Annotated in this window: 15 protein-coding genes and 1 pseudogene; 14 read left to right on the top strand and 2 right to left on the bottom strand. The window is 67.6% G+C overall.

Annotated elements, in window-relative coordinates:
- Nucleotides 1-38: 38 nt before the first annotated feature.
- Nucleotides 39-1,028 (top strand): fumarylacetoacetate hydrolase family protein, encoded by a 990-nt coding sequence (locus WCD84_RS08535; RefSeq protein ID WP_343279507.1) that lies wholly within the window; start codon nucleotides 39-41, stop codon nucleotides 1,026-1,028.
- Nucleotides 1,029-1,109: 81 nt separating this feature from the next.
- Nucleotides 1,110-1,814 (top strand): maleylacetoacetate isomerase, encoded by a 705-nt coding sequence (maiA, locus tag WCD84_RS08530; RefSeq protein WP_343281085.1) that lies wholly within the window; start codon nucleotides 1,110-1,112, stop codon nucleotides 1,812-1,814.
- Between the two features lie 184 nt (nucleotides 1,815-1,998).
- Here the strand turns inward: maiA and WCD84_RS08525 are convergent, their stop codons facing one another.
- Nucleotides 1,999-3,111 (bottom strand): PilT/PilU family type 4a pilus ATPase, encoded by a 1,113-nt coding sequence (locus WCD84_RS08525; RefSeq protein WP_343281084.1) that lies wholly within the window; start codon nucleotides 3,109-3,111, stop codon nucleotides 1,999-2,001.
- Between the two features lie 97 nt (nucleotides 3,112-3,208).
- Between WCD84_RS08525 and WCD84_RS08520 the strand changes: the two genes are divergently transcribed.
- The 12 genes from WCD84_RS08520 to WCD84_RS08465 all read left to right on the top strand — a co-directional run bounded on the left by WCD84_RS08520 (nucleotide 3,209) and on the right by WCD84_RS08465 (nucleotide 19,255).
- Nucleotides 3,209-3,595, top strand: coding sequence for a DUF4398 domain-containing protein (locus WCD84_RS08520; RefSeq protein WP_343281083.1), 387 nt, complete (start codon nucleotides 3,209-3,211; stop codon nucleotides 3,593-3,595).
- Nucleotides 3,592-4,194 (top strand): hypothetical protein, encoded by a 603-nt coding sequence (locus WCD84_RS08515; protein WP_343281082.1) that lies wholly within the window; start codon nucleotides 3,592-3,594, stop codon nucleotides 4,192-4,194. The genes WCD84_RS08520 and WCD84_RS08515 overlap by 4 nt, the downstream gene beginning before the upstream one ends.
- A gap of 364 nt (nucleotides 4,195-4,558) precedes the next feature.
- The gene (locus tag WCD84_RS08510; RefSeq protein ID WP_343255042.1) at nucleotides 4,559-4,777 is read left to right on the top strand and encodes a YdcH family protein; all 219 of its coding nucleotides are present in this window, start codon (nucleotides 4,559-4,561) and stop codon (nucleotides 4,775-4,777) included.
- Nucleotides 4,778-4,949: 172 nt separating this feature from the next.
- On the top strand, nucleotides 4,950-6,326 hold the full coding sequence (locus tag WCD84_RS08505; protein WP_343281081.1) for a pyridoxal-phosphate dependent enzyme: 1,377 nt from the start codon (nucleotides 4,950-4,952) through the stop codon (nucleotides 6,324-6,326).
- A gap of 102 nt (nucleotides 6,327-6,428) precedes the next feature.
- Entirely contained in the window at nucleotides 6,429-7,625 is a 1,197-nt protein-coding gene (locus WCD84_RS08500; RefSeq protein WP_343281080.1) for a trans-sulfuration enzyme family protein, read from the top strand.
- Nucleotides 7,622-8,662 (top strand): hypothetical protein, encoded by a 1,041-nt coding sequence (locus tag WCD84_RS08495; protein ID WP_343281079.1) that lies wholly within the window; start codon nucleotides 7,622-7,624, stop codon nucleotides 8,660-8,662. Before WCD84_RS08500 ends, WCD84_RS08495 begins: the two co-directional genes overlap by 4 nt.
- A gap of 188 nt (nucleotides 8,663-8,850) precedes the next feature.
- On the top strand, nucleotides 8,851-10,962 hold the full coding sequence (locus WCD84_RS08490) for a glycosyltransferase family 2 protein (RefSeq protein ID WP_343281078.1): 2,112 nt from the start codon (nucleotides 8,851-8,853) through the stop codon (nucleotides 10,960-10,962).
- A complete protein-coding gene (locus tag WCD84_RS08485) occupies nucleotides 10,959-13,283 on the top strand; it encodes a glycosyltransferase family 2 protein (protein ID WP_343281077.1) in 2,325 nt (774 codons plus the stop codon). Before WCD84_RS08490 ends, WCD84_RS08485 begins: the two co-directional genes overlap by 4 nt.
- 47 nt (nucleotides 13,284-13,330) lie before the next feature.
- Entirely contained in the window at nucleotides 13,331-13,873 is a 543-nt protein-coding gene (locus WCD84_RS08480) for a hypothetical protein (protein WP_343281076.1), read from the top strand.
- A gap of 90 nt (nucleotides 13,874-13,963) precedes the next feature.
- Nucleotides 13,964-14,740: an ABC transporter permease gene (locus WCD84_RS08475; RefSeq protein WP_343281075.1), complete on the top strand. Its 777-nt coding sequence runs from the start codon at nucleotides 13,964-13,966 to the stop codon at nucleotides 14,738-14,740.
- Nucleotides 14,730-16,112 (top strand): ABC transporter ATP-binding protein, encoded by a 1,383-nt coding sequence (locus tag WCD84_RS08470; RefSeq protein WP_343281074.1) that lies wholly within the window; start codon nucleotides 14,730-14,732, stop codon nucleotides 16,110-16,112. The genes WCD84_RS08475 and WCD84_RS08470 overlap by 11 nt, the downstream gene beginning before the upstream one ends.
- Entirely contained in the window at nucleotides 16,109-19,255 is a 3,147-nt protein-coding gene (locus tag WCD84_RS08465) for a glycosyltransferase (protein ID WP_343281073.1), read from the top strand. The genes WCD84_RS08470 and WCD84_RS08465 overlap by 4 nt, the downstream gene beginning before the upstream one ends.
- Here WCD84_RS08465 and WCD84_RS08460 read toward each other — a convergent pair.
- Nucleotides 19,252-20,204 (bottom strand): annotated as a pseudogene (locus WCD84_RS08460) (IS481 family transposase). The gene WCD84_RS08465 and the pseudogene WCD84_RS08460 sit on opposite strands and share 4 nt — an antisense overlap.
- Nucleotides 20,205-20,217 lie beyond the last annotated feature (13 nt).

Genomic DNA, 20,217 nt, shown 5'->3' with positions numbered 1-20,217 from the left:
CGCTACAATCGCGGGATTGCATATTTCGTGGAGTGGCAATGAAGCTGGGTTCTCTGAAAGAGGGCGGCCGCGACGGCACGCTGGTGGTGGTGTCGCGCGACCTGTCGCGCGCCGTGCGTGCGACCGGGATCGCGACGACGCTGCAGCAGGCGCTGGAAGACTGGTCGAACGCCGCGCCGCGCCTGGTCGCGCTGGCCGCCGCGCTTGATGCCGACAGCGCCGACGGCAGCTTCGACCTTGAACCTGCGCAGCTGGCGGCACCGCTGCCGCGCGCCTATGAATTCCTCGACGGCAGCGCCTACCTGCCGCACGTGGCGCGTGTACGCCGCGCCCGCGGCGCCGAGGTGCCGGAGAGCTTCTACACCGACCCGCTGATGTACCAGGCGACCAGCGCCGGCTTCCTTGGTCCGCGCGACCCGGTGCGCGTGACCAGCGAAGAGCACGGCATCGACCTCGAGGCCGAGATCGTGGTGATCACCGACGACGTGCCCATGGCCGCCACGCCGGAACAGGCCGCCGGCCACATCCAGCTCATCGGCCTGGTCAACGACGTCAGCCTGCGCAACCTGATTCCCGGCGAGCTCGCCAAGGGTTTCGGCTTTCTGCAGTCCAAGCCGCGCTCGGCGCTGTCGCCGGTGTTCGTGACCCCGGACGAGCTCGGCGACGCCTGGCGCGGCAACAAGCTGCACCGCCCGCTGGTCACCCACGTCAACGGCGAATGGTTCGGCGCCCCCGAGGCCGGCGTGGACATGCAGTTCGACTTCGCCCAGCTGGTGGCGCATGCGGCGCGGACGCGGCCGCTTTCCGCCGGAACCATCGTTGGTTCGGGGACGATCGCCAACGAAGACACCTCGCTGGGTGCCTCGTGCTTCGCCGAACGGCGGACCGTCGAGGCCCTCGAGCACGGCGCGCCGAAGACGCCCTTCATGTCCTTCGGCGACCAGGTGCGCATCGAGATGTTCGATGCCGATGGTGCTTCTATCTTCGGCGCCATCGAGCAGCGCATCGAGCACCAGGCGGCACCCTGAGGCGAAGGGCGGGGCGCGCACCGGATGCGCGGGTCCGGCCGGCCGGAGGGCGTTGTGGCGGGGATTGACCAAGGGGAGAGCATGGCGGCCGACAGCGACATGGGGACGGACGGAACTGGCAACGGCAACGGGACCCTTTGCCTGCATTCGTACTGGCGTTCAAGCGCGGCCTATCGCGTGCGCATCGGCCTCAACCTCAAGGGCCTGAAGTACGACACCGTCGCCGTGCACCTGGTGCGCGGCGGCGGTGAACAGCATGGCGCGGAGTTTGCCGCGCTCAATCCCCAGGAACTGGTGCCGGTACTCCAGCACGGCCAGCGCAACCTGCGCCAGTCGCTGGCGATCCTGGAATACCTCGATGAGATGTGGCCGGAGCCGCCGCTGCTGCCGGCCACTGCGCGCGACCGCGCACGGGTGCGGGCGCTGGCACAGGTGGTGGCCAGCGACATCCATCCGCTCAACAACCTGCGCGTACTGCAGTACCTCGAACACGACTGGGGAGTGCCCCAGCCCGAGCGCGAGGTCTGGGTAAAGCATTGGATCGACAAGGGCTTCCGCGCGCTCGAGGCGTTGCTGGCGGACAATCCGTCCACCGGCGAGTTCTGCGACGGCCACCAGCCGACGATCGCCGACTGCTGCCTGGTGCCGCAGGTCTACAACGCGCGCCGCTTCGGCATCGACATGGCCAGGTATCCCATCATCGACCGCATCGAACGACGCTGCCTGGCGCTGCCGGCCTTCGACGCGGCGCGGCCGGAGCGGCAGCCCGACGCACCGGTAGGCTGACGCGCACCGGCGGGGAAGCGGCACTGCAATCGCGGCCATGGCCGCTCCCACATCAGCGCGTCCCTTGTGGGAGCCGCTATAGCGGCGATCGCGGCCATGGCCGCTCCTACATCAGCGCGTCCCTTGTGGGAGCCGCTATAGCGGCGATCGCGGCCATGGCCGCTCCCACAGCTCGCCGGCTGCCTCAGCGCTCGCCGGTGTCGAAGATCTCGGCGTAGGGGTCGTGCTCGCCGTCGCCGCCTTCGGAGAGGCGGAACTTGAGGTCCAGGCCGTCGCGCGAGTCGGCGGCGCGCAGCGCGGTCTCGCGCTCGATCCGGCCGTCCTTGTAGAGGCGGAACAGGCACTGGTCGAAGGATTCGATGCCTTCCTCCAGCGATTCCTCCATCGCCTGCTTGATTTCGTGCACCTGGCCGCGGCGCAGCAGGTCACGGATCATCGGTGTGTTGATCAGCACCTCGGTCGCCGGCATGCGGCGGCCGTCGGTACCCACCACAAGGCGCTGGCTGACCACCGCCTTGAGGTTGAGCGACAGGTTCATCAGCACGTTCTTGTGCGCGGCCTCGGGGAAGAAGTTGAGGATGCGCTCGATGGTCTGGTCGGCGTTGTTGGAATGCAGCGTGGCCAGGCACAGGTGACCGGTTTCGGCGAAGGCGATCGCGGCCTCCATCGTGGTCGCGTCCAGGATCTCGCCGATCAGGATGACGTCGGGTGCCTCGCGCATCGCATTCTTCAGCGCGTTGTGGAAGGCGTGCGTGTCGAGCCCCACCTCGCGCTGGTTCACGATCGACTTCTTGTGCCGGTGCAGGTATTCGATCGGATCCTCGATGGTGAGGATGTGGCCCGCCGTGGTGCTGTTGCGGTGGTCGATCATCGACGCCAGCGTGGTCGACTTGCCGGAGCCGGTGGAGCCGACGATCAGCACCAGCCCGCGCGGGGCCATGATGATCTCCTTCAGCACCTGCGGCAGCTGCAGCTCCTCGATCGATGGAATCACGCTGCGGATCGCGCGGATCACCATGCCGACTTCGCCGCGCTGTTTGAACACGTTGACGCGGAAGCGCCCCGAGTCCTGCAGCGACAGCGCCATGTTCAGCTCCAGGTCGCGTTCGAACTGCGGCACCTGGCCCTCGTCCATCAGCGAATAGGCGATTTTCTTGACCATGCCGGGCGGCAGGCCGGTATTGCCGAGGGGATAGAGCTTGCCCTCGACCTTGATGTACACCGGCGCGCCGGTGGTCAGGAACATGTCGGAGGCGTTCTTCTCCGTCATCAGCTTCAGGAAATAGCCGATGTCCATCGTGGGATTCCCCTGTCGCGCCGCACCGGATGTTTGCGATCCGGGCGGATGCTGTTGACAATGGCCGTGCGTCCCCTTTCCCCGCGGCGGCCCCCTTATGCGCACAAGCTTCGCACACTTCCAAATCCGCCTGCATGGCGCATGTCTCGTTCTTGCGGTCGCGCTTGCCGGCTGCGCCACCCTGCCGCCGCCCACGGCCGAGCTTTCGGCCGCCCGGGAGGCGGTGGCACGCGCCGATGCGGCCGACGCCCAGCAGTACGCCCCGCAGGACCTGGACCGGGCCCGCACCGCCCTGAGCCGGGCCCAGGCGGCCATGACCGCCGGCAAGGAGCGCGATGCCCGCGCCCTCGCGGGGCTGTCGGAGGCCTCGGCCGACCTTGCCAGCGCGCGCAGCGCACAGGCGCAGGTCGATTCCACCCTGGCCCAGCGCCGCGCCGAGGTCGCTTCGCTGCGCCGGAGCCTGGGCATGGGGGAGCAGCGATGAGCCGCCTGGTGCTTGCCGCGGCCCTCGCGGCCCTTCTGCTGCCGGCTTCAGCCCTGGCCCAGCAGTCGCACGCGGCGGCCGCCGACGAAGGCCGCGCGACGCTCGATGCCCGCCTGCTTGCACTCGACGCAGACCCGGAACGCCGGTCCCTGGCGGCCTACGAGCGCCTGCGCGCGCGCCAGGCAGTCGATGCCCTGGCTGCTGCACGCGGGGCGCAGGCCCGGACGGATGCCCGACACGTGGCCGAGTGGCGGACCGAGATCGCGGAGATCGCCGCCGCGACCGAACTGTCCCGGCGCGAGGTGGAGCGTCTGGACCGCGAGCGCAGCGAACTCCTGGTCGAGGCCAGCCGCCAGGACGCCGCGCGCGCGCGCGCAGAAGCCGAGCGCCTTCGCATCCAGGCGCAGATCCAGGCTGAAGAGGCCGAGCGCCTGCGGCTCGAGGCGGAGATCGAGTCCGGCGCCCGTCAGCGCGCCGAGGGCGTCCTGGACGATGTCGCCAGCACCCAGGCCGCGCGCCTGCGGGCGGCCCGCGAGCGCGAGGCCGAGCTCAAACGCCAGGAAGCCGAGCTGCTGAAGTCCCTCGAAGAGCCGCGCTGAGCGCGTTCGGGGTCGCGCCGGCGCAGTGCGGAGGCCGTTCCGGACCCCTTCCTGAACCTTCCCCGGACCCGGTCCGGAAGGGCGCGACCCGCGCCCTTGCCGCCCCTGCCGGGGAAGAGTAGGGTCGAATCAAGAGGCCGGTTCCGCCACGCGGCGCCGCCTCGCTGAAGGGACGGCATCGTGACGGACAGCAGCGGCTCCAATGGGAACGTCGCCGCGGGCAAGCTCCCGCGGAGGTTCCCGAGGGGCCGTGTCTGTGTGCTGCCACTGCCGTTCCACTCGACACGCCCCGTGCCTCCAGGCCCGGGGCGTTTTTGCATGCCCGCGCGGCACGCATGCGCGGGCCAGGCTGAAGGAGGTCTCCATGTTCGAAGGGCAACCCCAGACGGAACTCGACGCGCTGTTCAGCAAGAATCCCGAGTTCAGGCGCCTGTACCACCACCACAAGGAACTCGACAAGAAGGTGCTGGACGCCGAGCTCGGCGTACTGCCGATGGACGACACCACGCTGTCGCGGATGAAGCGCGAGAAGCTTGCCGCCAAGGATCGCCTGTCCACGATGTACCAGGCGCTCGATCACTGATCGCTGCATCCCCCACGTAACAAGGTTGAAAAGCTGTCGCGGGCGGCGGCGCCCATCCTCGTCGGTCGCCGCCGCCCGCATTTGCGGCCTGCCACAGGCCCCGCACGGCGCACGCGCGTTTGCGCGCGATGCGATAATCGGCGCCCCGTCTTGCACTGACAGGTCGCCCGACATGCCGATCCACGAATCCGTCCTCGGACTCATCGCCGATACGCCCATCGTCAAGGCACAGCGCCTGGATGCCGGCGTCTGCGAGCTCTTTTTCAAGCTCGAAAGCCAGAACCCCGGCGGTTCGATCAAGGACCGCATTGGCCTGAGCATGATCGAGGCCGCCGAGAAGCGCGGCGACATCAGGCCCGGTGACACCCTGGTCGAAGGCACCGCCGGCAACACCGGCATCGGCCTGGCGCTGGTCGCGCAGCAGAAGGGCTACAAGCTGGTGCTGGTGGTCCCGGACAAGATGAGCCGGGAGAAGATCTTCAACCTCAAGGCCATGGGCGCCGAGGTCGTGCTGACCCGCTCGGACGTCGCCAAGGGCCACCCCGACTACTACCAGGACCTGGCCGAGCGCATCGCGCGCGAGACCCCGGGTGCCTATTTCATCAACCAGTTCGGCAACCCCGACAACCCGGCCGCGCACGAGTTCGGCACCGGGCCCGAGATCCTGCGGCAGATGGCCGAGGTCGGTGGCGTCGATGCCGTGGTTTTCGGCTGCGGCAGCTCCGGCACCATGAGCGGCCTGTCGCGCTGCTTTGCCGAACACGCGCCCCAAGTCGAGATGATCCTTGCCGATCCGGTGGGCTCGATCCTGACCGAATACATCAACGAGGGCACGCTGAGCGAGAAATCCGGCAGCTGGATGGTCGAAGGCATCGGCGAGGATTTCCTGCCGACCATCTCCGACTTCAGCCGGGTGAAGAAGGCCTACGCGATCAGCGACAAGGAGAGCTTCCTCGCCGGGCGCGAGCTGCTGGCGACCGAAGGCATCCTCGGCGGCTCCTCCACCGGCACCCTGCTGGCCGCGGCGCTGAAGTACTGCCGCGAACAGGCCACGCCGAAAAAGGTGCTGGTGTTCGTCTGCGATACCGGCAACAAGTACCTGTCGAAGATGTACAACGACTACTGGATGCTCGACAACGGCTTCCTCGAGCGCGAGCAGCATGGCGACCTGCGCGACCTGATCCTGCGCCCCTACAGCCAGAAGGACACCGTGGTGCTGGCGCCCGGCGACCTGCTGGTCACCGCCTACCAGCGCATGAAGCTGTATGAGATCTCGCAGCTGCCGGTGATGGACGGCGAGCGCCTGGCCGGCATCCTCGACGAGTCCGACGTGCTGCTGCACGTCTATGGCGACGAAGCCCGCTTCCGCGACCCGGTATCCACGGCGATGGTCAGCAAGCTTGAAGTGCTGGACGTGAAATCGCCGGTCGAGGCCCTGCTGCCGGTGTTCGATGCCGGCAAGGTGGCGATCGTGACCGATGGCGACCGGTTCCTGGGGCTGATCACCCGGATCGACCTGCTGAACTGGCTGCGCCGGCGGGCTGGCTGAGGCCGGAAAGGGTCACCCGCGGGTCAGTTCCGGCCCGCCGGGGCCGGGTGGCCGAGTGGCCGAGTGTTACAATTGGCGGTCTTTTCCAGCGGAAATACAGGCATGCAGGACGATCACGACCAGGCGGGCGCGGACCTCGCCCGATGGGGCCACGGCACCCGGGCGATCCATGCCGGACAGTCGCCGGACCCTTCCACCGGCGCGGTGATGGTCCCGATCTACGCCACGTCCACGTATGCCCAGTCCAGCCCCGGCGTCCACCAGGGCTTCGAATATTCCCGCACCCACAACCCCACCCGCTTCGCCTACGAGCGCTGCGTGGCCGGGCTTGAGCGCGGCAGCCGCGGGTTTGCGTTTGCGTCCGGGCTGGCGGCGTCTTCCACCGTGCTCGAGCTGCTCGACAGCGGCGATCATGTGATCGCCATGGACGACCTGTACGGCGGCAGCTACCGCCTGTTCGAAGGCGTGCGCCGGCGCAGCGCGGGCCTGGATTTCAGCTTCGTCGACCTGACCGATCCGGCGGCCTTCGAAGCCGCGATCACGCCAAAGACGCGCATGGTCTGGGTGGAAACCCCGACCAACCCGATGCTGAAGATCGTCGACCTGCAGGCGATCTCCGCGATCGCACGCAAGCGCGGCCTGATTATGGTGGTCGACAACACGTTCGCCTCGCCGATCCTGCAGCGTCCGCTCGAGCACGGTGCGGACCTGGTGCTGCACTCGGCCACCAAGTACCTCAACGGCCACTCCGACATGGTCGGCGGCATGGTGGTGGTGGGTGACAATGCCGAACTCGGCGAAAAGCTGGTCTACCTGCAGAACTCGGTGGGTGCGGTGCAGGGGCCGTTCGACAGCTTCCTGGCGCTGCGTGGTTTGAAGACGCTGCACCTGCGGATGCGCGCGCATTGTGACAATGCGCTGGCGCTGGCGGAATACCTGCAGGGGCATGCGGCGGTCGAAGGGGTGATCTACCCCGGCCTGGACTCGCATCCACAGCAGGCGCTGGCCGCGCGACAGATGGATGGCGGCGGCGGCATTGTTTCTGTGCGCATCAAGGGCGGTTTCGACGGCGCCCGGCAGGTCTGCGAGCGACTGCGGCTGTTCACCCTGGCCGAGTCGCTCGGTGGCGTGGAGAGCCTGGTCAACCACCCGGCGGTGATGACACACGGCTCGGTCCCGGCCGAGCGCCGCGCGGCGCTGGGGATGGGCGACAACCTGCTGCGCTTCAGCGTGGGCGTTGAGGATCTCGCCGACCTGCGGGCAGACCTTGATGCGGCACTGGGCACCGGCGGGCGATGAACAAAGGCGCGGGTCCGGCGCCGGACGATGCGGCGGGTCTGCCGTCGATGCTCGCTTTTGCCGTCGCCGGCGTCCTGCCCGAAGGCGCTTCTGCTCCGCGACTGGGGTACCGGCTGGCGGGGCAGGGCCATGCGGAGGAGCGCAGCGTGGCTGGCACGGTAGTGGCGGTCGATGACGGCGTGACGTTGGGCTTCAGGCTGCCCGCTGAGCCGATCGACTTCATACTGCTTGAGCCCGCGGCCGTCCCCGGCAGCTACTTCATCCCGCATCTTGCCTATGCTGGCATGGCGGTGCGTGATCTCCAGCGTCGCGTGGTGTCGGCCCATGAGCGCGTCGACCAGTCCGTCCCGGACGCCATCCGCTTTGCGAGCAGCCGTGGCCGCCCGGCGGTGGAGATCGATGTCCGCGGTCTGGTTGTCGAGGCCGGCGCCCAGGACCGTGACGTTGAACTGGTGCTGCGACGCGATACCGATGGTGCATTGGCGGCGGATGCGTTCGCGCAGGTCGTTGAAGGCATGTCCCGCGACCGGGAGGGTCATCGCGCTGCGTCCTTGAGGCTCGAGCGCATGCTTGCCTTGGTGTCCGCCCGGATCGGCGGCCTTGAGGACACCGTCGGCGTCGAGCACGATGCCGGGGTTCCGCGGACGAGCCTGGGAACCCGGATGGATGGGCTTGCGTCGGCGAACGCTGCGCGCGATGCGCGGATCGAGAGCCTGGTGCAGCAGCTTGCCGCATTGGCGGCCGCGGCCGCCAATGCGGCCCAGGAACAGTCGCAGGCCACCGCCTCGGTGCTGGCGGCAATCCAGGAGCAGTCCCGGGCCACGGCCGCGCTGATGGCGACCCTCGAGGAGGCGGCCAGGGCCGGCTCCAGCGCCGAGGTCGCCGCCGTGGAAGGCCGCGAGGCGGCGTCGCGTGACGCAGAAGCGGTTGGTCAAGCGCTTGGTGATCTCCGGACCCGGATCGACCGCGTGACCAATGCAGTGGAGAACGTGTTCTGGCGTCGCTGGCTGCGCCGTCTTCGCGGAGGTGGCAGATGACTGGCGCGGCATCCCGCGCGCTTGAGGCCGGGCGCAGCGCTTTACTCGATTGCACGCCTCTCAACCAGTTGCAGCCGCTTGGCAACGACGGGTGGCTGGCCACGGGCGACGATCCACATTTCATGGTCCCGCTTCCTGGCGGGCGCAGCGGTGGTTTGCGCATCAGCGTCGAGTTGGACGGAGACCATTTGCAGCGTCCTTGCGTCTACCTCGATACCGGGGAGGGCTGGACGGAAGCAGGGCGGATCGAGCTCCAGCCTGAGGGCACCGGGCGCTGGGGCGCGATGGCCTCGGTCGGGAACGTCGTCGGGCCGCTGCGGTTCGACCCCAGCGAGCAGGCCGGGCGCTTTCGCCTGGGCCGGTTCGAACTCGAGTCCCTTGAACCCGGCGCGCTGCTGCTTGAGCTGCTGGCGCGTGATGCAAAGACATTTCCCGACTCGGCGGTGGATGTGCTCACGCAGGGTGTGGCGCTGGCGCGTCTGGAAGGCCCCGCGGCGGCATCCGGGTGGCTGCTCGGTGGCGGAGCCGACAGCCTGCGACAACCGCCGGGATCGTACGCCGAGTGGATCGGGCTGCATGACTCACTGTCGCCGGAGGCCATGGCTGCCCTGCGGGGCGTGGTCGGCGCGATGCCGGTACGGCCCCTGTTTTCCCTTCTGCTCCCGGTGTCCGGTGAGCGCCATGACCTGGTGCAGGCCTGCGTCGCGTCGCTGCTGGCGCAGTGCTATCCGGACTGGGAACTCCTGCTCGCCTGCGATGACGAGGCGCTGACGCGCCCGATGCGCGCCGCTGTCGAGACCGCGGTTGCGGCCAGCACCCGCATCCGCCGTATCCAGGGGGCGGCGGATGGTGCCGGGACGTGGAACCAGGCGCTGGATGTCGCGGCCGGAGGCTGGTTTGGCGTGATCGAGGGTGCGCCCGTGTTCGCGCCACATGCGCTCATGGCGTTCGCCCAGGCGGTTACGGGCAAGCCCGATGCAGGCATGGTCTATTCCGACTGCGACCGGCTTGATGGAGCGGGGCGTCGCCACTCGCCCGGTTTCCGCCCGGCGTGGAACCCCGACCTGTTCCTGTCCCATGACTACGTGGCTGATACGGCGCTGTTCGACATCGGCCTGCTGCGCGAGGCCGGGGGCTTCCGCGCCGACCATGCGCCTGCCTTGGCCGCCGACCTCGCCTTGCGGTCCCTCGCTGGCAGCGATCGCGGGCCGGTCCACGTGCCCATGGTGCTCTCGCACTGGCCGGACGCGGGGAGTGGTCTCGATCCTGAAGCCGTCGCCGAAGCGCGCCGGTCGGCCCTGCGCGAACACCTTGCCGAGCGCGTGCTTGCGATCGAGCCGGCCGGGCGGGGCGCCCACGTCCGCTGGCCGCTGCCCGCGCAGCCGCCGAGGGTGAGCCTCATCGTCCCCACCCGCGACCGGGTCGATCTGTTGCGGCGCTGCATCGAGAGCGTCCTTTCCCTCACCACCTACCCCGACTTCGAGGTCCTGGTTGTCGACAACGGGTCGGTGGAGGTGGATACCCTCGAATACCTGGCGTCGCTCGAGTCGCGGCCGGGAGTGCGCGTGCTGCGCTACGCGCATCCGTTCAATTATTCGGCGATCAACAATTTCGCGGCCGGCGAGGCCGGCGGCGACATTCTTGCGCTGGTCAACAACGACATCGAGGTCCTTTCCCCGGACTGGCTGGACGAGATGACGGCACATGCCCTGCGCCCGGGGATTGGTGCGGTTGGCGCGATGCTCTACTACCCCGACGACTCCATCCAGCATGCCGGGGTGGTCGTCGGCCTTGGCGGCGTTGCCGGCCACGTCTACTCGCGGCAGCCGCGCGGCAGCACCGGCCTGGAATCTAGGGCGGCGCTGGCCCAGAACATGAGTGCGGTGACCGCGGCGTGCCTGGTGGTGTCCAAGGCGGCCTGGCTCGAGGTCGGGGGCCTGGACGAGGACCTCATGGTCGCCTTCAACGACATCGATTTCTGCCTGCGCCTGCGCCAGGCAGGCTACCGCAATCTCTGGACCCCCCACGCCGAGTTCTACCACCACGAATCCGCGAGCCGGGGCAGCGAAGACACCGAGGAGAAGCGTCAGCGCTTCCACTCGGAGGTCATGTTCATGATCGATCGCTGGGGCCCTGTGCTCGAAGACGACCCCGCCTACAACCCCAACCTTTCGCTGCGCCACGGCGCGGCGAACGAACTTGCTTCGCCGCCGCGCCGGGGACTGCAGCACTGGCTGGCCCGCATGGAAGTGACCACTCTGGTCAATGGCGATATCGACAGACCATGGAAGACGCAATGACCGAACATGAAGAGCTGGCAGCCCCGGCAACGGGTGCGATCGAGCTCGGGATCCAGCCTACGAACCATCTGCGAAGCCTGGGCGGCGACGGCCGCTGGGAAGCGGTAGGCAACGACCCGAGTTTCCGCTGCCTGCTGCCTGAAGACGGCCTCGAGGCCGGCTGGTACGAGGTGGACGTGGTCATGGAGCGGCTCCAGGGCCCGGACATGTGGAGCTATTTCTATCCTGATTACGGCGATCCGGAGCTCGAGCGGCACAAGGTGTACGTGCCCCTGCGTGACGCCGGCAACGGCCGGATGCGGGCCCTGGTGCTGTTCACCAACGACGTGCGCCGCCTGCGTTTCGACCCGGCGGTGGCCGTGTGCAGGTTCCGCCTCCAGGCTCTGCGGCTGCGCAGGACAGGACGTCGCGAAGCGGCGGCCTGGATGCTGCGTGAACTGCTGCGGGCACCGGTCGGCATCGGGGAAAGGTTCCGCTGGTTCGCGGGTCTCGGCGCGCAGTTCCTGTCCGGCGGGCCGGCCGCCTTCGCGGGGCGGCTTTACTCCCTGTACGCGCGCGCTCCCGAGGGCAGTGCCCGCGTGGGATACCAGACGTGGCTTGAACTCTACGATGCCTGTACGCCCGACGTGCTCGCCGCCGCGCGCGATCAAGCTGCCGCGCTCCCCGTGCAGCCGCTGTTCTCGATCATCGTCCCGGTTTACAACACGTCGGAGCACTGGCTTCGCAAGTGCATTGACAGCGTCCGGGCGCAGGCCTACGGCCGCTGGGAGCTCTGCCTTGCCGACGATGCTTCGCCCTCGCCGCACGTGCGCAAGTTGCTCGATGCCTTCGCCGCCGGGGATTCGCGCATCAAGGTGGTGCACCGGCCGGAGAACGGCCACATTTCGGCCGCATCCAACAGCGCGATCGAAATCGCCACCGGTGACTGGCTGGTGCTGCTCGATCATGACGACGAACTCCATCCGCTTGCCCTGTCCGAACTCGCTGCTGCGATCAACCGCTTCCCCGAGTGGAAGCTGGTGTTCAGCGACGAAGACAAAATGGATGCGCACGGGCGCCGTTACGATCCGTATATGAAGTCCGACTGGAACTACGACCTGTTCCTCTCGCACAACTGCATCAGTCACCTCGGTGCCTACGAGGCCGACCTTGTGCGCGGGGTCGGCGGCTTTCGCACAGGCATCGAGGGCAGCCAGGACTGGGACCTTGCGCTGCGGTGCATTGAAAACGTGCGGCCCGACCAGATCGGGCATATCCCCAAGGTCCTCTACCACTGGCGGGCGATCGAGGGCTCCACCGCGCTTGCCCCGCAGGAAAAGGACTACGCCCACCATGCCGGCCTGCGCGCCATCGCCGAGCACCTGGAGCGCGTCGGATCCACGGGCCGCGTCGAGGACATCCCGGGGCAGCGTGGCAACTATCGCGTGCGCTATGCCGTGCCCGACCCGGCGCCCCTGGTGAGCATCATCATCCCCACGCGCGACGGCGTGGAGCTGCTGCGTGCATGCATCGACTCGGTGATCGCCAGGACCACGTACGCCTCCTACGAAATCATCATCGTCGACAACCAGTCGAGCGCGAAGTCCACGCTGGACTACTTCGCGACGCTTGCCGACGAGCCTCGCGTGCGCATCATCAAGTACGACCAGCCGTTCAACTACTCGAAGATCAACAACTGCGCGGCAGTCGAAGCGCGCGGCTCGGTGCTGTGCCTGATGAACAACGACATCACGGTGATCAGCCCTGACTGGCTCGATGAGATGGTCGGCCATGCGTGCAGGCCGGGCGTGGGTGCCGTCGGTGCCATGCTGTACTACCCCAACGACACCATCCAGCACGCCGGGGTCATCGTCGGTGCGCACGGCGTGGCCGCGCACGCCTACTCGGGCTTTGCGCGGGGCCACCCCGGGCACATGAGCCGTGCGCGGTTGACCCAGGAACTGAGCGCGGTGACCGCTGCCTGCCTGGTGGTCACGAGCGCGGCGTATGAGCACGTGGGCGGGCTGGACCCGCAGCTGGACGTGGCGTTCAACGATGTCGATTTCTGCTTGCGACTACGCGAAGCCGGCTATCGCAACATCTGGACGCCGTTCGCCGAGCTCTACCACCACGAGTCCGCAACCCGCGGGTATGAGACATCCCCCGAGAAAATGTCCAGGTTCAACGGCGAAGTGGTCTACATGCGCGACCGTTGGGGCGAGGCCTTGCAGTACGATCCCGCCTACAACAACAACCTCAGCGTGAACGACGAGCTGTACCAGCTGGCCTTCCCCCCCCGCACGATCTGGCCCGCGCCGCCGTTGCGCTCCGGCAGCAGCTGACCGCGTCTTACGGCTTCCGATACACGCCCCAACTCTCTGGAAAAATTATGAACAAGATGATCCTGATGGCGCCCCTGATCACCGCGGGAATGCTCGTCGCGGGCTGCGGCGCCGATCCGCAGACCGCCCCCGCCCCCGGCTCCGATGCCCCCCCGCCGGCACCGGCTGCGGCTGCGGCAGTGCCGGCGTCGGACGTCGTGCCGGCCCCGTACGTGATGGCCGCCGATGCCCCGCAGGTCGGGTTCTGCGCGCTTGATTCCGCCAACGGCCAACGTGGCGAAGTGGTGACGCTGGCGGGCAGCGGCAGCGCGGTGTTCGGTGGCTGGGCGGCCAATGCGGCCAAGCAGGTGCCAACGGGTGCGCTGCTCGTGTTCGGCAATGGTGCCGACAGCCACGCCCTGCAACTGGTCGCGGGCAGCAGCCGGCCCGACGTGGCCGCGTCGCTGGGCACCGATGCGCTCGCCAGCGCCGGGTTCAACCTGCGGGTCGACATGGCCACCATCCCCGCCGGGAGTTACGCAATGTCCGTGGTCATGGATCCGGAGACGTCCGCATATTGCGACCTGCGGACCAGGCTGGTGATCGAGTGATGGCAGCCGGCTGCGGCGATGTCTGATCCTGTCGTCCAGAGGCGCGGGCGGGAGCAGTGGCGGGCGCGAATATTCGCGCCCTTCTCAGCTTTGGGGCGCTATCGCGACCTCACCCGCGAACTGGTCATGCGCGACATCCTTGGCCGTTACCGTGGCGCCACCTTCGGGCTGCTGTGGTCGCTGCTGGGTCCGCTCATGATGCTGCTGATCTACACCATTGCCTTCGGTGAAATCCTTGGCAGTCGCTGGAAACAGGCATCAGGGGGCGAGGCGCCGTTCGGCGTGGTGTTGTTCCTCGGCATCATGGTGCACGGCTTCTTCGCGGAATGCCTCGGCCGCTCGCCGCGGCTGATGGTCGACAATGCGAACTACGTCAAGCGCATCGTGTTCCCGCTGCATATCCTGCCGTGGACGGTCATGCTTTCGGCCGGATTCCACCTGCTGGCCAACGTGCTGGTGTTCGCGGTGCTGGCGACGATGCTGGCGGGCACGTTCTCGCCATGGATCTTCCTCGTTCCCGTGGTTGTCCTGCCACTGGCACTGCTGGCGGTGGCAATGGGCTGGCTGTTGTCTTCGTTGGGCGTCTACCTGCGCGACCTCAGCCAGGCCATGCCGGTGGTGGTGACGGCGTTGCTGTTCCTGTCTTCGGCGATCATTCCGGTGGATGCACTGTCCGAAAAGTACCAGCTCGTGTTCCAGCTCAATCCGCTGACGTTCTTCATCGACCAGGTGCGTGAAGTGGCCCTGTGGGGACGGCTGCCTGACTGGACCGGCCTGGCCTGGCGCGGCGTGGTCAGCGTGGTGGTGCTGTACCTGTGTTACGCCTGGTTCCGGGTCAGCAGCCGGGGGTTCGCCGATGTCGTCTGAGACGGTCATTCGACTGCGCGGCATCGGCAAGTCGTTCCCGATGTTCGACAAGCCCTACCAGCAACTGCTGCATGTGCTGGCGCCGTCGCTGAGGCCAGTGAAGCAGTTCCATGCGCTGCACGACATCAATCTCGACATCCGCCGCGGCGAAAGCATCGGCGTGATCGGCCGCAACGGCTCCGGAAAGTCGACCCTGCTGCAGATCATCGCGGGGATCCTCCGGCCCAGCAGTGGCGAGCTGCAGGTGTCGGCGCGGATCGCGGCGCTGCTCGAGCTCGGCGCCGGCTTCAACCCCGAGTTCACCGGGCGCGAGAACGTGCGCATGAATGCCAGCCTGCTTGGCCTGAGCCAGCGGCAGATCGACGAGCGCATGGACCAGATCCTCGCCTTCGCCGAGATCGGCAGCCACGTCGAGCAGCAGGTGAAAACGTATTCGAGCGGCATGTTCATGCGCCTCGCCTTCGCGGTCGCCGTGCACACCGATCCTGACGTGCTGATCGTGGACGAAGCACTCTCGGTTGGCGACATCTATTTCCAGCGCAAATGCTTCAAGCGGATCGAGCAGATGCGCCAAGGCGGCTGCACGCTGCTGTTCGTCACCCATGCGGTCGACTCGATCCTGCAGCTTTGTGACCGCGGCATCGTTCTGGACGGCGGGCGGCTGGTGTTCGACGGCGATACGCAGCCGGCGGTGAAGCAGTACCTGAAAGTGGTGTTTGGCGAACTGCAGGATGACGCGGCGCCTGCGGCCGACGAATCAGTGCTTGAAGGCGCCACGACAGGGACGGATACAGAGTTGGAGGCCACGCAGGCGGACCTGGACCGTGCAGAGATCCAGGCCTTCATGGCTGCGGGCCGGCGCGAGCTGATGGCGACGCGACCCGGATACAACCGCGACGAGACACGCCTCGGCGACGGGCGCATGCGGACCGTGGACTGCATGGTGGTGGGCGGGCACGGCAACGGGCCCATGGTGCCCGCGCGCGAGCCGTTCCGCATGCTGGTGCGCTACCACGCGCCCGAGGCGCTGGATCGCCTGATCTTCGGCCTCCGCGTGCTCACGGTCACCGGGGTGGTGGTCTACAGCTCCAACACCATGGTTTCGCGCGGCGAGCTGTATCGCTGCGATGCCGGAACGACCCTTATCGCGGAGTTCAGCCTCCGCTGCGCCATGCTGCGCGGGCAGTATTTCGTGACCGTCGGCGTATCGCAGCTGGACGAGGACGGCCATGAGATCCATGCCATCGACCGCAGGACCGACGTGCTGATACTCACGGTGACCGGCGAGCTCAACCACGCCGAAGGCGTTGCCGACATGGAGGCGGGTTTTGGATTCGAAGCGCGCACCGGAGCGATCCGGGTGATTCAGTGAGCGGCTGGCCCGCCGAGCGCCTGCTGGTATCGTCGGTCAATGGAGGCGGCGTGTTCATGCTGGGGCCGACCGGAGTCGAGCGCTGGTCACGGGTGGACACGGTCGGGATGTCGCTCGTGCCGACCGGCGCGTTGCTGGCCAGGCAGGCCGAAGGCATCGCCGAGCTGCGCTGGTTGCGCGGCGGCGAATCGATACGGGTGAAGCTGGCAGACCGCTCCCTGGATCTCCACGACGTCCGTCGGCACGGCGACCGTATCCACGTCGTCGCGACCCAGACCAACGCGATCCTCGAGCTGGACGCGGATTTCACCACCCTGCGGAACTGGGCGTTCCCGGGCGAGGAGGATTCGCAGCACATCAACTCGGTGTGCATGCACGAAGGCCGCCTGTTGGCCACAAGGTTCGGGCGCTTCGCCACGCACAGAGGCTACAAGGGCGCCACGCGCGGGGCGGGGGAAGTCTTTGACGTCGAAACCGGCGAGGTGCTGGTGACCGGCTTGTCCCAGCCGCATTCGCTGGTGTCGCACGGAGGCCTCCTGTGGTTGTGCGACTCGGAGGCGCGGACGCTGCGCAGCTACCGCGGGTTCGAGGCGGTCGGGGCGCTTGAGCTGGATGGCTATGTGCGAGGCCTGGCATTCGGTATTGGCGGCATGCTTTACACGGGACTCAGCCGCAGCCGGAACGCCGATGCCGGCGAGCTCGGTTCGGCGTGCGTGGTGGCGATCGATTCCGGAAGCATGCGCGAGCTTGCGCGCATGGCTTTGCCAACCAACGAAATCTACGAGATCGTCGTCGTTCCCCCGGCGGCGGTGGATCAGCTGCGTACCGGCGCCTTCGCCGATGCCATCGCGGAATACGACACACTGGTCGATGCCAGGAACAGAGCGACAGGCAACGTGCTGGCCGAGCTGCAGTCGCTGGCCACCATCCACCATCAGGCGAACCTGCGGATCGCCGCGCTCGAATCGGAACTGGCCGGGTCAAACCAGGCGTTGGCGTCGACGCGGCATGAGCTCGCCAGGGCGGAGCGCCTGGCACGTGAGGATGCAGCTTGGGCGTCGATGCTTGAATCCGGACTGGCGGCGGTGAACACAGGAGCCGGCGATGCTGTCGCGGTGCTGCCGTCGCGTGCCGGGCTCCCGCTGTTCGGCTTGGCCTTCGATGAGCATGAGGCACCGCTGGTATCGATCCTAGTCACCTCCTACGGTGGCTTCGATCAGACTCGCGCCTGCCTTGAGTCGATCCGGGATGTGGGTGCGGGTGTCCCATTCGAGATCGTCCTGGTCGAGGACGCTTCCGGCGATGTCGAGATGGATCGCTTCGCGACCGTCCCCGGTCTTCGCTACCAGCGCAACGACGCGAATCTCGGCTTCCTGCGCTCGGTCAATGCCGCGCTGCCCCTGCTGCGGGGCGAGTACGTCCACCTCCTCAACAACGACACGGTCGTCAGGCCTGGCTGGCTGGACGCGCTGCTGCGCTCGTTCGCCCTCTTCGGCGACTGCGGCATGACCGGCTCGATGCTGGTGTACCCGGACGGCCGCCTGCAGGAGGCGGGTGCGATCGTCTGGTCCGACGGCAACGGTTGCAACGTCGGCCGCGGCGGCGATGCGACCGATCCCGCGCATGCATCAGTGCGCGAAGTGGACTACGTGTCGGGCGCCTCCGTCATGCTGCGCACGAGCGTGTTCCGCGAGCTCGGCGGCTTCGACGAGCGCTATGCGCCGGCGTACTACGAGGACACGGATCTTGCGTTCCGCCTGCGCGAGCAGGGGATGCGCACTTATTACCAGCCCGCGTCTGTGGTCGTGCACCAGGAGGGCCTGTCGCATGGCACGGACGCCACTGAGGGAGGCAAGGCCTGGCAGGTGCGGAACCAGGTGGTGTTCCGCGAGCGCTGGGCTGGCGAGTTGCAGCGTGCCCAGATGGCGCCGGGGGAGCACGTGTTCCTTGCCCGCAGCCGGGCCCAGCTCAAGAAGACGGTCCTGATAGTCGATGCCCTGCCGCCGCACACCGATGCCGACGCCGGATCGCGGGCGATGTGGCAGCTCATGCGATTGCTCTGGCTGCGCGGACTCGAGGTCAAGTTCTGGAGCCACCAGCGCGAGGACGACAAGCGTCACCTGGACCTGCTGGCGATGCATGGCATCGAAGTGGTGGGCAACGGCACCGGCGGGCGTGGGTTCGAAGCCTGGATGCAGGCCAACGGACGCTATCTGGACTACGTCGTGCTCAGCCGCCCACACGTGGCCGGCGACATGATCAACGATGTCCGCCGACATTCCGATGCCACGGTCCTGTATTACGGGCACGATGTGCATTACCTGCGCCTGCAGCGCGCGCGCGAGGTGGCCGGTGGCGAAGGCGCTGGCCTGGAGGTCAGGATGATCCAGGACCTGGAGCAGCGCATCTGGGGGGCCGTCGACCTGGTCCTGTATCCGTCGGTGGAAGAAACCGCGGTCGTCAGGGAGTGGCAGCGTGCGAACGGCGCGCGTGGTGACGCCACGACCATTCCCCTGTTCGCCTACGACCCGCCGCCGTTGCTGCCCGGGTTGATGGAGGAGACGCTGTCCGGTCGCGATACCCTGCTGTTCGTCGGCGGCTTCGGACATGCCCCCAACGCCGATGGCATCACCTGGTTCGCCGAAGAAGTCTGGCCGCTGGTGCGGCGCGAACGGCCGGGGTTGCGGTTGGTTGTGATCGGCGCCGATCCTGACGAGCGGATGCTCTCGCTGGCAGACGACGATATCGAGGTCGCCGGTGCCGTGTCCGAATCCGACTTGGTTGCCGCCTACGCGCGCGCGCGCGCGGCCGTGGTGCCGCTGCGGTTCGGCGCCGGCATGAAGGGCAAGGTGCTCGAGGCGATGCGCATGGGCGTGCCCTGCGTCACCACTCCGGTGGGCGCGCAGGGCCTCGGCGATGCCACCTGCCTGGCGGTGGCCGATGGTGCCGCGGGGCTGGTAGACGCGATCCTGCGTGCGGTCGAAGATGACACATGGTGGATGCAGGCATCGAAGGCTGGGCAGGACTTCATCCGTGAGCGCTTCTCGCCACAGACGGTATGGGAGGCGATCGCGCCGGTTGTGGACGACACGCCGTACCCGGACGTGGCCACGCGCGTGGCCGTACTCAAGCGGAACGGCTAGGTGTGTAAACCCATGACTTTGCTCAGCGGAAGCTGGGGGCCAGTGATTGGGGGCTTGTAGCCGAGGCTGGCATGCGGTCGATGCCAGTTGTACTGGTGCAGCCAGAGGGGAAGGGCTTGTCCACGCTGGTCTGAGCTGTCGTAGGAGTTGGCATAGGCCCATTCGCGCAAGGTGGTCTGGACCAAGCGCTGGGCCTTGCCATTGGTAAGTGGCGTTAACGGCGGGTGCGCAGATGGCGCAGGCCCAAGCGCCGCAAGAGTCGGCGGAACCACCTGCTTTTGTAGCAGGCGCCGTTATCGGTCATGACCCGACGGAAGCCTACGCCCAGAGAACGGTAGTAACGCAGTGCTTGCAGCAGTGCGCGGCACGCGCTGGAGCCACGTCCGTCGTTCTCGATGGTGGCGAAGGCGACCCGGGAGTGATCGTCAATTGCCAAGTGGACGAACTCCCAGCCTGCGCCGTCGGGCGCGCCTTGGCGATCGTCCGTGACCCGATGGCCAGGGCGCCAGAACCGGCCCAGCTTCTTGATGTCCAGGTGCAGCAAGTCGCCGGCGCGCGGGTATTCGTAGCGGTTATCGGGGCGCGCCGCGCTGGCTCAAGCTTGGCCAGCCGGTGCAGTCTCGCGCAACGCATCAGCCGGGCAATCGTGCTCAGCCCGACGGGCAAGGCCAGCGCGATCTGACGGTAGATCTGGTGCTGGCGATGCAGCGTGACCACCTGTTCGATCAGCGCCGGCGGTGTGGCCGATAGAGATTGCAGAGGTCGGGACGAGCGGTTATGAAGGCCAGTTGCCCTTCTTCACGGAAGCGATACAACCATTTGTGGCGCTCCTGACGCTGACCCCGGCTGCGTGTGCGGCTTCCTCGACCCGCAGGCCATGGTCGATCACCCGCTCGACAAGCAGGGCTGGACCGCGAGGCGTAAGACGGGCATGTTTATGCAGGTTCATCCGGGGCTCTTGG

The organism is Luteimonas changyuni, from assembly GCF_039548395.1.
In the GTDB taxonomy this organism is placed as follows: Bacteria; Pseudomonadota; Gammaproteobacteria; order Xanthomonadales; family Xanthomonadaceae; genus Luteimonas.
The sequence above is the reverse complement of the archived record's forward strand: the minus strand, read 5'-3'. Positions and strand labels throughout refer to the sequence as shown.